14 protein-coding genes and 1 pseudogene are annotated in these 13,299 nt (G+C 68.7%); 6 read left to right on the top strand and 9 right to left on the bottom strand.

What is annotated here, in order from left to right:
* The 6 genes from C8D95_RS18505 to C8D95_RS18480 all read right to left on the bottom strand — a co-directional run bounded on the left by C8D95_RS18505 (position 1) and on the right by C8D95_RS18480 (position 5,938).
* Positions 1-774: an enoyl-CoA hydratase/isomerase family protein gene (locus C8D95_RS18505; RefSeq protein WP_109760693.1), complete on the bottom strand. Its 774-nt coding sequence runs from the start codon at positions 772-774 to the stop codon at positions 1-3.
* Complete coding sequence (locus C8D95_RS18500) at positions 764-1,942, bottom strand: acyl-CoA dehydrogenase family protein (protein WP_109760692.1); 1,179 nt, start codon at positions 1,940-1,942, stop codon at positions 764-766. Before C8D95_RS18500 ends, C8D95_RS18505 begins: the two co-directional genes overlap by 11 nt.
* 148 nt (positions 1,943-2,090) lie before the next feature.
* Positions 2,091-2,852 carry an enoyl-CoA hydratase/isomerase family protein gene (locus C8D95_RS18495; protein ID WP_109760691.1) on the bottom strand — a complete coding sequence of 254 codons (762 nt, stop codon included), beginning with the start codon at positions 2,850-2,852 and terminating at the stop codon, positions 2,091-2,093.
* On the bottom strand, positions 2,849-3,580 hold the full coding sequence (locus tag C8D95_RS18490) for an enoyl-CoA hydratase/isomerase family protein (RefSeq protein WP_109760690.1): 732 nt from the start codon (positions 3,578-3,580) through the stop codon (positions 2,849-2,851). The genes C8D95_RS18495 and C8D95_RS18490 overlap by 4 nt, the downstream gene beginning before the upstream one ends.
* Positions 3,573-4,520, bottom strand: coding sequence for a hydroxymethylglutaryl-CoA lyase (locus C8D95_RS18485; protein WP_109760689.1), 948 nt, complete (start codon positions 4,518-4,520; stop codon positions 3,573-3,575). Before C8D95_RS18485 ends, C8D95_RS18490 begins: the two co-directional genes overlap by 8 nt.
* Positions 4,517-5,938 (bottom strand): MmgE/PrpD family protein, encoded by a 1,422-nt coding sequence (locus tag C8D95_RS18480; protein WP_109760688.1) that lies wholly within the window; start codon positions 5,936-5,938, stop codon positions 4,517-4,519. The genes C8D95_RS18485 and C8D95_RS18480 overlap by 4 nt, the downstream gene beginning before the upstream one ends.
* 83 nt (positions 5,939-6,021) lie before the next feature.
* Between C8D95_RS18480 and C8D95_RS18475 the strand changes: the two genes are divergently transcribed.
* Positions 6,022-6,969, top strand: coding sequence for a LysR family transcriptional regulator (locus tag C8D95_RS18475; protein WP_109760687.1), 948 nt, complete (start codon positions 6,022-6,024; stop codon positions 6,967-6,969).
* Between the two features lie 29 nt (positions 6,970-6,998).
* Here C8D95_RS18475 and C8D95_RS18470 read toward each other — a convergent pair whose 3' ends face one another.
* Complete coding sequence (locus tag C8D95_RS18470; protein WP_109760686.1) at positions 6,999-8,654, bottom strand: thiamine pyrophosphate-binding protein; 1,656 nt, start codon at positions 8,652-8,654, stop codon at positions 6,999-7,001.
* Positions 8,651-9,913, bottom strand: a complete 1,263-nt coding sequence (locus C8D95_RS18465) for an MFS transporter (RefSeq protein WP_109760685.1) — start codon at positions 9,911-9,913, stop codon at positions 8,651-8,653. Before C8D95_RS18465 ends, C8D95_RS18470 begins: the two co-directional genes overlap by 4 nt.
* A gap of 200 nt (positions 9,914-10,113) precedes the next feature.
* Here C8D95_RS18465 and C8D95_RS18460 point away from each other — a divergent pair, with 200 nt between their 5' ends.
* The 3 genes from C8D95_RS18460 to C8D95_RS18450 all read left to right on the top strand — a co-directional run bounded on the left by C8D95_RS18460 (position 10,114) and on the right by C8D95_RS18450 (position 12,468).
* Positions 10,114-11,283, top strand: coding sequence for a thiolase domain-containing protein (locus C8D95_RS18460; RefSeq protein ID WP_109760684.1), 1,170 nt, complete (start codon positions 10,114-10,116; stop codon positions 11,281-11,283).
* A complete protein-coding gene (locus tag C8D95_RS18455) occupies positions 11,280-11,675 on the top strand; it encodes a Zn-ribbon domain-containing OB-fold protein (RefSeq protein ID WP_109760683.1) in 396 nt (131 codons plus the stop codon). The genes C8D95_RS18460 and C8D95_RS18455 overlap by 4 nt, the downstream gene beginning before the upstream one ends.
* Positions 11,676-11,748: 73 nt before the next feature.
* Positions 11,749-12,468 carry a GntR family transcriptional regulator gene (locus C8D95_RS18450; protein WP_109760682.1) on the top strand — a complete coding sequence of 240 codons (720 nt, stop codon included), beginning with the start codon at positions 11,749-11,751 and terminating at the stop codon, positions 12,466-12,468.
* A gap of 53 nt (positions 12,469-12,521) precedes the next feature.
* Here the strand turns inward: C8D95_RS18450 and C8D95_RS18445 are convergent, their stop codons facing one another.
* A complete protein-coding gene (locus C8D95_RS18445; protein WP_206508330.1) occupies positions 12,522-12,698 on the bottom strand; it encodes a hypothetical protein in 177 nt (58 codons plus the stop codon).
* A gap of 195 nt (positions 12,699-12,893) precedes the next feature.
* Between C8D95_RS18445 and C8D95_RS18440 the strand changes: the two genes are divergently transcribed.
* A complete protein-coding gene (locus C8D95_RS18440) occupies positions 12,894-13,016 on the top strand; it encodes a DUF2924 domain-containing protein (RefSeq protein WP_428842852.1) in 123 nt (40 codons plus the stop codon).
* A 134-nt stretch (positions 13,017-13,150) separates the two neighbouring features.
* A pseudogene (locus C8D95_RS22990) lies at positions 13,151-13,299 on the top strand (recombinase family protein); the annotation flags it as partial.

Here is a 13,299-nt window from a genome sequence, read left to right as displayed (position 1 = left end):
TCAGTGCCCCCCGAACGCCGGTTCACGTTTCTCAGCGAACGCCGCGCGCCCTTCGGCGGCGTCGTTGCTGGCCAGAAGCGCGTGCTGCACCAGTTGTTCCATCCGCAGCCCTTCGGCCATCGTCAGATCCTGTGAGCGGATCGCCAGTTCTTTGGCCGCCTGCATCGCCAGCGGCGCGGCAGCAGCGATCCGGCGGGCGCAAGCCAGCGCCACCTCCATCACCTCATCGGCTTCCACCACGTCGTTGACGAAACCCCAGCGACCGGCCTCGTCCGCCGTCATCGGCTCGCCCAACAGCAGCAACTTCATCGCCACGGCATGGGGCAGTTGCCGCAGCAGGCGCTGGGTGCCGCCATTGGCGGGGATCACGCCGCGCCGCCCTTCTGGCAGGGAAAAGGTAGCATGGCGCGCGGCAACGCGGATGTCCGTCCCCATCAGCAGCGTCATCCCGCCGCCGATGCAGTCACCGTTCACGGCGGCAATCACCGGCTTCCAGATCTCCAGTCCGCGGTTCGGCAGCAGCCCCGTCTGCGTCGCCCAGAGGTCCGTCAGCCTGCGGTCGCGGCCGAGCCAGGTACCGATGTCGGCCCCGGCGCAGAACGCGCGGTTGCCTGCCCCGGTGAGGATCGCACAACGGATTGAGTCGTCGTCGCGGACCTGCACGAACGCCTCGGACAGCGCGGTATAGTGGTCCGCGTCCAGCGCGTTGCGCTTGTCCGGGCGGTCGATGGTGACCGTCGCGATCCCATCCGAAAGGCTGAGCTCAACCGGCATCGACGGTCGACCGTGTCTTGAGCAGGCTGCGCGCAACGACCATGCGCTGCACTTCTGACGGCCCCTCGCCCACGCGCTTGACCCGCAACTCTCGAAACCAGCGTTCCAGCGGCATCTCCTCGGCCACGCCCAGCGCGCCGAACATCTGCACGCAGCGGTCCACCACGCGGTGCGCGGTTTCCGTCGCCGTGACCTTGGCCATCGAGGACCAGTAGCGCAGGTCGCCGCCGGTTTCGTGGACCATCGCGGCCTTGTAGACCAGCATCCGCGCCGCCTGCAGCTCCATCTCGCTGTCGGCGACCATCCACTGGATCGCTTGCTTGTCGGCAAGTTTTGTCTTGAAAGTCTCGCGGTGGCGGACCCACTCGATCGCCATCTCGAGCGCCTCCTGCGCCACGCCGAGGGTGCCGGCGGCATAGGGGATGCGGCCCTCGGTGGTCCATTTCGAGAACACCTGAAAGCCCTTGCCCTCTTCGCCCAACAGGTTCTTGACCGGGATCTTCACGTCCTGCAGGGTGATTTCGTAGGGCGAATAGGCACGCAGCACCGGGATCCGCCGGGTCGACACGCCGGGTGTGTCGAGTTCCAGGATGAAAGCGGAAATGCCGCCCCGGTCGCCCTGGTCGCCGGTGCGGGCAAAGACCATGCCCCAGGTCGCGTGCTGGATGCCGGAAATCCACATCTTGGTGCCGTTCAGCACATAGTCGTCGCCCTGCCGTACGGCGCGGGTGCGGATCGACCGCGCCGGGTCCGACCCGCCAGTGGGCTCGGTCACGGCGGTGAACACCTTGCGCCCCTCGATCACGCCGGGCTTGGCGTACTTCTCGATCTGGTAGGGGGTGCCCCATTCGAACACGGTGTTCGGCACGTCGAATCCGATGGCACCGCAGGCGGGAATGTAGGCACCCATCCGGCAGCGGGCAGTTTCTTCGGCCACCACGGCCTGTCCTAAGAGCGACAGCCCGGCGCCGCCGTATTCGGCCGGTGAGCGGATGCACCAGATGCCCAGATCCTTGGCCTTTTGCTGCAGCGGCAGCAGCAGGTGGTCAGGCAGATGGATTGCGTCGTGTTCGACCTGATCCTCGGCCGGTTTCACGTCCTGTCGCATGAACCGTCTGGCGGTGTCGCGCACCATGACAAGCTCGTCCGAAAGCGGCCAGTCACTCATCGTCAGATCCTCCCTTCCGGTGCACCTTCTCTACGGGGCATCCGGTATTCCATTCTTGGGTCGAGACTGGCGCCCGGAACCAGGCAAGTCAAAGGCCGTTGATGAATGAGGTCATGCCGAAATGCTATTGGTCGTTTAATCTCCTGATCTAGCTATCTTTCTTGCGATCCATAAAGCGCTCTTGTCCTTTCTGCCAGTCGCCTTCCGCCAGATTGTGGTCAATCGCAGCGAGTTCGATACGTATACCATTCGCCAGATCGGTGGTGCCACCCAGGTTGATGGCCTGCTTAGTCAGACGAATCGCAAGCGCGGGCGCGGCGGCGATGGCGGCAGCGATGTCCTGTCCCGTGGCCTCAAGGTCGCCCGCCGGCACCACCCGCGCGCCCAGCCCGCGCGCCAACGCCTCAGCCGCCGGCAGATCGCGGCCGGTGAACAGCAATTCCTTGGCGCCGCGAATGCCGATGGCGCGTTGCAGCCGCTGCGTCGCGCCGACAGTGCCCCATTTCGGTTCGGGAAAGCGGAACACCGTGCCTTCGGCGGCGATGATGAAATCGGCGGCCATCGCAATCTCGCCACCCGCGCCCACGACGGCGCCATGGACCAGTGCCACCACCGGCACACCACAGCGTTCGATGGCGTCATAGGCGGCAAAAGCCGCCAGCCGTCGTTGCCTGACCCAGGCGGCATCGCGGCCCTTGCGTTCGGATAGGTCAGCCCCGGCGCAGAACGAGGGCCCCGCGCCGGAGATCAGGACGACGAGCACTGTAGGGTCGGCGTCAAGCTCCTGAAACGCCGACCGCAGCGCGTGGCAGGTCGAGAGATCGACGGCGTTGCGTTTGTCCGGGCGGTTCAGGATGACGCTGGCGACGGGGCCGTCGCGGGTGACGATCAAACGGCTTTCGTCGGTCATGGCCCGTCCCTGTATCCGCGCATCGCGATATTCGCCTGCAGTCCGGCCTCCATAGCGGCGTCGTAATGGGCCTCGGCCACCTCGTGGAAAAGTCGCTTGGTCGCCTCCATCGCGATGGGCTTCGGCCGGGCGCAGATCTCCGCCAGGTCCAGCGCCGCCGCCAAGGCATCGCCGTCGGGTACCACGCGATTGACGAGGCCCGCCGCCAGCATCTCGGCCGCCGACAGCATCCGGCCCGTCGCCACCAGTTCGAACGCCAGCTTGCGCCCCATCTGGCGGACAAGGTTGGTCATCACCAGCGCGGGGACGAGGTCGTGGCGCAGTTCGGGATAGCCGAAGCGCGTCCCCTCGGCCGCCACCGCCATATCGCAACCGATAGCGAGGCCCGCCCCACCGCCTACCGCCGCACCGTGGACCGCCGAAACGATGGGCTGCGGCACCGCGCGCAGCAGCCGGTGTAGGCGGGCTGTCAGCGAGGCGCGGTCTGCCACGCGGTCTCCCTGCCCCGGCACCAGATCCCTGAATTCGCCGGTGTCGGCCCCGGCGCAGAACGCGCGCCCCGCCCCGCTAAGGACCAGAGCCCGGACTTGAGCGTCCCCTGCCGCCGCGTCCAGCGCGTCGCACAGCGCCCGGGTAAGGGCGGTGTCGAGCGCGTTCAGCTTGTCGGGCCGGTTCATCGTCAGGATGCGGACCGGCCCGCGCGTTTCGATCGTCAGGACATCAGGCACGCGCCACCTCCCCTCGCCGGGACAGGCCCCAGCCGGACCGGGCAACCATGCTGCGCAGCGGCCGCCCCAGTGCGGTTTCGCAGGCGCTCGAGGCCGCGTCCACCGCGTCAAGGTCAAGGCCGGTCGACACGCCCTCCTCCTCCAGCAGGTTCACCAGATCCTCGGTCACCACATTGCCGGTGAAGCCCTCGCCATAGACGATGTCGGCCGGATGCCCGCCGGTGCCGCCCATCGCGCTGTCGAGGTGGGTGCAGCCGGCGTCGAGCGCGGCGAGGCAGTTGGCCAGCCCGGTGCCGCGGGTGTCGTGGAAATGGCCGACCGGGATTACCGCCGGTGCCGCCGCCCGGACTCGCGCGATCAGCGCCCGCACGCTGCTGGGCGTTGCCGTACCGATGGTGTCGCCAAGCGTCACGAGGTGGGCGCCGAGGTCGGCAAACCGCGCTGCATCCTCGGCCACCCGGGCGGGATCGACAGCACCCTCGAACGGGCAGCCCCAGGCCATCGAGATCACGCCCACGAGCCGCGCCCGCCCGCGCGCCGCCGTGGCCATCTCTGCGACCCGTTGCCATTGGTCGGCGCGGGTGGTGCGCAGGTTGCGCGCAGTATGCGCCTCGGTCGCGGAAATCAGCAGGCTCAGTTCATCCGCGCCGGCCCCGGCGTCGAGATCGGCCAGCGCCCTGTCGACCGCGCGCGGGTTCGGGCAGGTCGCCTTGAACGCCACGCCGGACGGCCGAGCAATGCCGTCCAACACGTCGGAGGCATCGGCAAAGGCCGGCACCTGACCGGGGTGGCTGTAGCTCGTCGCCTCGACCCGGGCGAATCCGGCGCGGGAAAAGGCGTCGATCAGCGCGATCTTGGTCGCGGTCGGGACGAAATCCGGTTCATGCTGCAACCCGTCGCGGGCGAAACATTCGCAGATCACCATATCGCGCGCGGTCATGCCCGGACCTCCATCAGCGGTGCTATGGCCGCGACATCGGGCATCCGCTCCAGCGAGCCCAAGGCCGCGAATAGGCGGTCGGCGCCGTCGGTCCCCAGAAGACCAGTAACGCAGCCCATGAACTTGTCGAGCCGGTCGGCATCGGTCATCGGCGCCTCGGGCGAGCCTGGAGTGTGGTCCACGCGGGTTTCAAACCGGCCGCGCGCAGTGTCGATGGCGACGTCGGTCCAGCCGAGCACGCCGGAAAACGACCCCTCGCCCGGCATCGGCACGCGGTGGACCCCGCCCATCAGCGCCCGGATGTCGGGGCGAAGGATGGCACTGTCCTCGAAACTCGCCAGCGTCACGCGACCGTCGATCAGGGCGGCGGCGGCGCAGTATTCGATGCTGAACTTGGCCGACAGTCCATCCGTGGGGGCGCGGTGGATCAGCGCCTTGTCCGCGTCGGGCAGGAACCCTACCTCGACCCGCTGCACCTCGTCGGCTGCGATGCCGTGGCGGGCGACGAGTTCAAAAATCCCGGCTAGCCCGCGGTGGTTTCCATAGCAGCAGGGCCAGCGTTTCACATATATGCCGGGTTCGAAGATGTCCCACGATGCGCCGGGAACCGGCATAGGCGCGGCGGACCCGTTGCCATAGACGGCGAGGTAGCCGCGCGGCCCGTCGAAAACGTCCTCGGCCGCGGTCATCCCTGCCGCCGCGAGATCGGCCGAGATCACCGCGGCGCGGGCCGCGTGGCCGGCCTGGAACGGCTTGGCCATGGTGCCGAAGTTGCGCACCATCCCACCCGACTGCGCGGCGGCAAGGCCGAAGGCCCGCGCCGTGGTGGTGGCGTCGAGACCCTGCAGCCGGCAAGCCATCGCGGTGGCCGAGAACACGCCCAGCGTCGCGGTCGGATGCCAGCCCCTGCCGTAGTGGCCATGGCCCAACGCCCGCGACAGCTTGCCCGCCACCTCAAGCGCTACGACGAAGGCCGACAGGAACGCCGTGCCGTCAACCGGCCGCCCGCGCCGCGACAACGCGGCTGCGACCGCCAGCCCGGTGGCACAAAGCGGCACCGAGGGATGGCCGCAAAGGCTCGGCAGGCTGTCGTCGAAGTCGAGTGCGTGGCCTGCAACCGCATTGGCCCAGGCGGCCTCGGCCGGCGCGGTTCCCGTCTGCCGCCCCCAGAGCGGCGCGATGCCAGCAGCCCCTGCGGCCAGCGCGGCGGTGGCGGCGATCCGCGACGGCGGCTCTTCCAGGCCAGCGAGCGCCACCCCCACTGTATCGACGACCGCCGCCCGTGCTGCAACGATCGCCGAAGACGGGACCGCCGCAACCGGAGTTTCGGCGACAAAGGCCGCCAGCGCGCGCGTGACCTCCCCGTCCGGCACACCGGCGCCCGTCCCGACGTCATCTGGTCCAACAGCTATTTTCATCGTGTGGTATACCGTCTAGTCTGATCGCCAGTCCGGGGGGCGTCGCAAATGCCCGCACCGGATACCAGCAGGAGGGTCGTGGCGTGGAGGTACGGCAGCTTCGCTACTTTGCCAGCGTCGCCCGGGAGGGCAGTTTTGGCCGCGCGGCGGTCCGGCTGAACGTGGCCCAACCCGCGCTGAGCCGGCAGATCAAGAAGCTGGAAGAGGAACTGGGCGTCGAATTGTTCGTGCGGCATCCGCACGGCATCACCATGACCGCCGCCGCCCGCAACCTCGCGCCTCGGGCGGAGCATATCCTTGAGGAAATCGACGGGTTCCGCCACGCGTTGGAGCAGCCGGACGCGGTCGAAAAGCGCTGTCTGCGGATCGGCGTGTCGCCCGGCACGGCCGAGCTTCTGGCCTATCCGCTCTCGCAACTGATCCAGCGCCGCCACCCGCAGCTGACCTGCGAATTCGTGTCGATGCTGATGCCGGCGCGAGCTGATCTCTTGCGCGAGGGGCAGATGGCGCTGTCGGTGATGAACCGGCCGCGGTCGCTGAACGGGCTCCGCATCCTGCCCCTGCTGCGCGAGCCGCTGTGCCTGATCCACCGCCCCGACGACACAAGGCTCGACCCGGTGTCGATCGACATCGCGGATCTGGCCGGGATTGCGCTGATCCTCGGCGGTGACCGGGATTCGGGCGTCCGGTCGATCATCGAGGAGGCGTTTTCCTCCGTCGGCCTGCGGCTGACGGTGGCGGCCGTCGCCAACACCGCCGGCACCTGCAAGGCGCTGGTGCGCGAAGGCGTGGGGCCGACGATCCACGTCGCGGCGATGGCGCGCGCCGAACTGGAACGGGGCGAGTTGTGCGCGGTGCCGATCCGGGGGCTGTATTCCGTCCGGGTCATCGCCCTGTCGGAAGAGGCCGAGATGACGCCCGACCTGCGCCTGATGATCGACACGGTTCGCGACTGTTTTGCCGACCTCGTGCACTCGGGCCGCTGGCTCAGGGCCGAGATGATCGGCTGCCCGGCCCCAATCGAGGCTTGAACGCGCGAGGGTGCGGCGGGCAGCCATCGTCAGACCGGCAGCTTGCGGCCGCGCGGCGACCGGACCCGGGTGGAGATCGCGAAATCCCAGATCGCCGCCCGGTCCGCCGCAAGGTACCGCGCCAGCGCCTCGGCAACCCCGCCCGCGCCCGGGTTTTCGGCCAGCAGGTCGTGGCCCCGAGCGATCCGCGCGAAGTCGGGCCGGCCAAAGGTTGCCAGCCGGTCCGACAGGCCGATGTTGCGCAGCTTATGAATCTCGGCCCCGTAGCCGCCGTCGTTCAGCGCCACGACGATCAGGCGGATGCCCTGCCGCCGGATCGATTCCAGTTCCTGCAGATGCATCATCAACCCGCCATCGCCGTCGATCAGAACGACCTTGCCGCTGCCCCGCGCCACCGCGACGCCGATGGCGAGCGGCAGGCTAGACCCGATGGCGCCGAATTCGCGCAGCAGGTGGTGCCGTTCCGGCGGCCGCCCCTTCATGTGGGACGTGAAATAGGACGAATGGCCGGTGCCGGCGACGATGTCCCAGTCCTTGGGGATCGCGGCGTCGAGTTCGGCGACGACCGCGCGGGGGTCCAGCAAGCCGTCCTCGATCTCGACCGGCTCTTGCGGCGGGGGATTGTCGATCCGCGCCCGCATCGCGTCGCTGCGCCATCCCGACGCAGGGTCGATGGCGGAGGCGAGAGCCGCGACCCCCAGCGCCGCGTCCGCGCGCAGAAAGGTCGCCGCCACCTGCCGCCCGTGCCGCAACCCGCTGGGCGCGGTGTCGATCTGCGCCACCTGCGCCTGCGGATAGAGCGTGCCGCCGTCCGTGGTGTACTGCGTCAGACTGGCGCCGATCGCCAGCACATGCGTCGCCTCGGCAAAACAACCGCGCGCGAGGTCGTCGGAAAACCCGCCGGCCAGCCCAATGCAGAAGGGATCGTCGTCAAAGGCGCCCCGCACCGGCAGGGTCGTCGCCAGCAGCGCGCCGCAACGATCGGCCAGCGCGCGGATCTGATCCTGCGCACCCAAAGCACCGCGCCCTGCCAGCAAGATCGGCCGGGCCGCGCCTGCCAGCCAGCCGGCCAGCGCCTCCACCTCGTCCGGATGCGGGGCCAGCGGCGACAGCCGGGGTACGAGGTCGGTTGAGGCGATATAGGCGCGGTCGCGCGGCTGCGGATCCCTCATCAGGTCATAGGGGATGTTCAGCACAACGGGCATCTGTTCGAGCCTCGCCGTGTGGAACGCCTCCTGCACGCCGTCCAGCAGCAGCCGACCCGACCGCACCGCGACGACGCGGGCCCCTGCGCCGCGGGCGAGGCCTATCTGATCAACCGTCTGGTTGTACCAGCGCATCCCCACGGGCGCGTCCGCCGCCAGCACCACGACGGGCACGCGCGCCTGCGCCGCCTGCGCCAGCGCGGTCAGGATCTGGGTGAACCCGGGCCCGCAGGTGACCGAGGCGACTCCGACCTTGCCGGTGGCATAATGGTAGCCAACCGCCGCCATCACCGCGCAATGTTCGTGGCGGGCATCGACGGTGCGCACCCCTGGCCGGTCGTCCAGCGACGTGGCCCAGAGCATCTGGCCATGGCCCATCAGCTGGAAATGATGGTCCGTCCCCTCGGCGACGAAGGCGTCGGCCAGCGCCTCCCACCCCTGCAGGTCGGCCTTCACGGCCCCGCCGTCCTGGATCGTCATGCGCCCTCTCCCCTCAGATCGGTGGCGGTTTCCAGCTGGACCTCCATCCGGCGGCGGCCCTGATGCGCCGCGATCGTGGCGAGCGCCAGCAGCGCCATGGCCGCCACCAGCGGCCAGCGCAGCCCCGCCGCGGTCGCGGCAAAGCCCATGACCAGCGCGCCCACGGCCGGGCCGCCCTTGATGATCATCGCATAGACGCTGAGCACGCGACCCCGCATCCGGTCTTCGACGTTCAACTGGATCAAAGTTTGGGTCGAAATCGCCGAGGTGATGAGAAAGAACCCTGTCACCGCCATCAGCGGCAGCGCAACAAGCATCCCCGGCGCGACGGCAAAAGCGAGGAGCGAGGCGACAAGGCCGTAACAGCACAAAATCATGATGCGCACGAGGCCTTGGGCGCTCGGCCGCCCCGCCAGCCAGACCCCACCTGCCACCGCGCCGACGCCGATGGCCGATGTCAGCGCGGCGAGGTTCGTCGCGTCGCCGCCAAAGATGCGGCCAGCCCAGCCCGGCAGCAGCTCCACAACCGGACGCGCGAACAGACAGGTCGCCGACAGCAGGCCGAGCACGACCGCCAGTCCGGGGGTGCGCAGGGCATAGCGCAGCCCCGCCGCCGCCTCGGCGAACAGGCCCTGCGCCGGCGGGCGGGGCAGCGGCGGCCTCAGTTCGCGCACCACCATCAGCGCCGCCAACAGCGCAAGGAACGACAGCGCGTTGACGGCAAAGGCCCAGCCGACGCCGACCGTGGCGATGATGATGCCCGCGACCGCCGGCCCAACGAATCGGGCGAGGTTGAAGGTCACCGACTTGATGGCGACGGCCGATGTCAGGCTCTCGCGCTCTACCAGCGCCGACACGACGGCGAGGCGAAACGGCTGCACGAAGGAATCTACGACGCCCAGCGCCAGCGTCATGGCGAGCAAGGTCCAGATATCGACCAGCCCGGCGAAATACAGGAGCGCCAGCAGCCCGGCAAAGACCGCCCCCAGCGCCTGCGCCAGCCGCATGACCCTAAGTCGGCTCCACCGATCGGCGGCAACGCCGGCAAAGGGCGCGATCACGACCGCCGGGAACAGGTCGGCAAAGGCGATCACGCCAAGCCACGCGGGCGACCCGGTCAGCTCCCACACCAGCCAGCCAGCGGCAATGCGCTGGGTCCAGGTGCCGATTAACGAGACCGCGTTGCCGAGGATGTAGATGCCGAAGTTCGGCTGCAGAAGCGTGTCCAGCACCTTGCCGAAATGCAGCCTCACGGACATCGGGCAGTCCCCGGACAAGGCGGCGCCGGGGCGGCCGCAGGTTCACGGAAAACTGTATACCATTATCCTCGGCGCGCAAGGTTGGCCGACACCTTTTTCCGGGTTTCTGCCATTGCAGCCTTACTGCGTTGAGACATTCTGGTTGCCGGGCTAGCCGGTCAAGGTATACCATAGTGCGGAGTAAGGACGGGAGGAGAGCGATGACGATCCGCCATGCGGCCTGCATCGTTGGCGCCTTCGAACATCCGACGCGCCACGCCCCTGACAAAAGCCACGCCCAGCTGCATGCCGAGGTCGCGGCCGGCGCCATCGCCGATGCGGGCCTGAGCCGCGACGACATTGACGGTTATTTCTGTTCCGGCGACGCGCCGGGCGGGCTCCAGTCGATGCTGAACTATCTCAACCTTACGGTGCGCCATGTCGACGCCACCGACATCGGCGGTGTGTCCCCTGTAGTGCAGGTCGCCCATGCAGCGGCGGCCATCGCGCTGGGACGCTGCAGCGTCGCGCTCATCACGCTGGCGGGGCGACCCAGGGCCGACCGCATCAGGACCGGGACCGAGCCGCGAATCCGCCATGCCGCCGCACCGGACGTGCAGTGGGAATACCCTTACGCCATTCCTACCGCCGCGAGCTATGCGCTGGCCGCACGCCGGCACATGCACGAGTTCGGCACCACGTCAGAACAACTCGCCTGGATCAAGGTCGCGGCCTCGCACCATGCGCAGCACAACCAGCACGCCGTGCTGCGCGACCTCGTGACGGTCGAGGATGTGGTGAATTCACCCCTAGTCGCGGACCCGCTGCACCGGCTGGACTGCTGCGTCATCAGCGACGGCGGCGGCGCGGTCGTGGTCGCCCGGCCGGACATCGCGCGGTCGCTGGCGCGTCCGGTGGTGCGGGTGCTCGGGGCGGGGGAATCGACCGGGCACCAGCACGGCGGCCGGATCGACCTAACCCGGACGGCGGCGGTGCGCACCGGCCCCGTCGCCTTTGCCGAGGCAGGGGTGACGCCCGCCGACATCCGCTACGCCTCGCTCTACGACAGCTTTACCATCACCGTGCTGCTGCAGCTCGAGGATCTGGGATTCTGTGGCAAGGGAAAGGGCGGCGCCTTTGTCTCGGACGGGGCTCTGATTTCGGGGGTCGGGCGGCTGGCGGTCAACACCGACGGTGGCGGGCTGTGCAACAACCACCCCGCCAATCGTGGCGGCATCACCAAGATCATCGAGGCCGTACGCCAGCTGCGCGGCGAGGCGCATCCGGCCGTGCAGGTGCCGGACTGCGCGCTGGCGCTGGTCCACGGCACCGGCGGGCAACTGGCGACCCGACACGGTGCCGGCACCCTGATCTTGGAGCGCGCGGCATGACCAACGACCGCGCCATCCCTCCGGTCCGCCCTGACCCCGAAAGCCTGCCCTTTTGGGAGGCGGCGCGCGAGGGCCGGTTCCTGATCCGCCGCTGCCGCGCCTGCGCTCAGGCGCATTGGTTCCCGCGCAGCCTCTGCCCGTTCTGCTGGACTGCCGACACGACTTGGGAACAGGCGAGCGGGCACGGCACCGTCTATTCCTGGACCGTGCTGCGCGCCGGGGCGGTGCCGAACATCGTAGCCTTTGTCGAACTAGACGAAGGGCCAAGGATGCTGACCGACCTTGTAGACGTTGACCCTGACGCCGTGGCGATCGGACAGCTTGTCGAAATCGTATTCTGCCGCACATCCGACCCGGACGGCCCGCCGGTCCCGATGTTCCGCCCGCGCTGATCCGCGGCATGGTGGCGCGGCAAATCCAATCTGGTATGCTGCACGGCAACGCGAGCCGCAGGAGTGACGAAGAATGACGGACCAGAAGGCGATCCGCAAACCCAGCGACGGCACACCACTTGCCGAACGCGCCTACGATGTGGTGCGCGAGGCGATCGAGTCGGGCAAGCTCGCCCCGGGGAACCGGATTTCGGAATACCGCGTGGCCGAGTGGCTTGGCATCAGCCGCACCCCGGCGCGCGAGGGGCTGCGCCGGCTCGAGGCCGAGGGGCTTTTGTCAGGGCATGACGGCAGCGGGCTGGTCGTCGTATCGGTGGACGAGGATGCGCAGCGCGAACTGTTCCTTACGCGCGAGGTACTGGAAAGCGCGCTGGCGGCACAGGCGGCACTGAATGGATCAGGGCCGGACTTGGCCGCGATCACCCGCCACGCGCGGGCCGAGGCGGAGCTGTTCGGCGACTGCGACCGGATGTATGTGCACAACAAGATCTTTCACGACCTAATCCGCCGCGCAGCGCATAACCGCTACCTCGCCAAGATGAGCGCCACGACGATGGACATGGTCACTGCCGACCGGCGCGGGTCCACCCTGCTGGTGCCGGAACGGCAGACCGAAGTGATCGCAGAACACGCGATCCTGGCCGAGGCGATCGCCGCGCGGAACGCGGCAGCGGCGGCCGAGGCGGCGGCGCAGCACGTCCGCAACGCCTATACCGCGCGGCTGCGGATGGACCTTCCTGAACCGGGCAAACCGGGCCGCTTCGGCACCGGCCGCCGCGCCACGGCCGGCTGACGCCGCGCCGGCGCCAAGCAGGCAGCCGCGGCGCGAAGTTTACCTGATCGCCGTCATTGGACCGACCCGAACACCGCCCCAATCCCGGTAAGGGCCACTGCGAGCGTGCCCCAGAAGGTCACGCGCCATATCGCCTTCACCACGTTCGCGCCGGCAGCCCAGGCGCCCAGCAGCGCCAGGAACAGCAGCGAGGCCGCCGACACCCCCGCCACCAGTGTCGGCCGCGGCATCAATAGGACCATAGCCGGCGGCACCGCGGCGCCAACGGCAAGGTCGCGGCCGAGGTCAGCGCCGTATTGCGCAAATAATCTGATAGTGAAGCTTCCCCTTCCCCAGACAGACACGTCCCACCGGCTCCGTGACGGGTATGCCGAGCGCGGAGAGGCCGTTTCGGACGGCCACGAGCGCCCCATCACTTTACGCGACTGCTGCGCGAGTGGCAGGGAGTCGAGCAAGTCGTCACGGTCACAGCCGACTGTTTCGAATGGCAGGTAGGATCATACAAGTCGCTGTCCTCGATCGCCCGCGCCATCACCGGCACGCGGTGAAATGGCTGGAACTTCTTCGGCCTCAAGAACCACAGAGGGCGGACATGACGCAGCCGTCCGAAAAAATCGAAGGTCGTCCGCAAGCTGCGGAGTGCTGTCTACAATCGGAAATCCTCAATTGAAGCGCTGGAGCACGCGAGGTGACCGCCGAACGCATTCGCGACAATGTCGCCGCCAGCCGCCGCAAGGGCATCTGGATGGATGGCGTGCCGCCCTTCGGCTACCGCGTCGAGAGCCGGAAGCTCGCCCACGATGGCGAACGCGCCGAGCAGGCGCTCTGGAT

Source organism: Silicimonas algicola (assembly GCF_003148765.1).
In the GTDB taxonomy this organism is placed as follows: Bacteria; Pseudomonadota; Alphaproteobacteria; order Rhodobacterales; family Rhodobacteraceae; genus Silicimonas; species Silicimonas algicola.
Note: the sequence above shows the minus strand (reverse complement) of the source record. Positions and strands in the feature narration are given on the sequence as shown.

Bases quoted from the DNA above. Each gene is read 5' to 3' on its own strand.
- C8D95_RS18505 (WP_109760693.1), bottom strand. From the start codon at position 774: ATGCCGGTTGAGCTCAGCCTTTCGGATGGGATCGCGACGGTCACCATC.
- C8D95_RS18500 (WP_109760692.1), bottom strand. From the start codon at position 1,942: ATGAGTGACTGGCCGCTTTCGGACGAGCTTGTCATGGTGCGCGACACC.
- C8D95_RS18495 (WP_109760691.1), bottom strand. From the start codon at position 2,852: ATGACCGACGAAAGCCGTTTGATCGTCACCCGCGACGGCCCCGTCGCC.
- C8D95_RS18485 (WP_109760689.1), bottom strand. From the start codon at position 4,520: ATGACCGCGCGCGATATGGTGATCTGCGAATGTTTCGCCCGCGACGGG.
- C8D95_RS18480 (WP_109760688.1), bottom strand. From the start codon at position 5,938: ATGAAAATAGCTGTTGGACCAGATGACGTCGGGACGGGCGCCGGTGTG.
- C8D95_RS18470 (WP_109760686.1), bottom strand. From the start codon at position 8,654: ATGACGATCCAGGACGGCGGGGCCGTGAAGGCCGACCTGCAGGGGTGG.
- C8D95_RS18465 (WP_109760685.1), bottom strand. From the start codon at position 9,913: ATGTCCGTGAGGCTGCATTTCGGCAAGGTGCTGGACACGCTTCTGCAG.
- C8D95_RS18460 (WP_109760684.1), top strand. From the start codon at position 10,114: ATGACGATCCGCCATGCGGCCTGCATCGTTGGCGCCTTCGAACATCCG.
- C8D95_RS18455 (WP_109760683.1), top strand. From the start codon at position 11,280: ATGACCAACGACCGCGCCATCCCTCCGGTCCGCCCTGACCCCGAAAGC.
- C8D95_RS18450 (WP_109760682.1), top strand. From the start codon at position 11,749: ATGACGGACCAGAAGGCGATCCGCAAACCCAGCGACGGCACACCACTT.
- C8D95_RS18445 (WP_206508330.1), bottom strand. From the start codon at position 12,698: ATGCCGCGGCCGACACTGGTGGCGGGGGTGTCGGCGGCCTCGCTGCTG.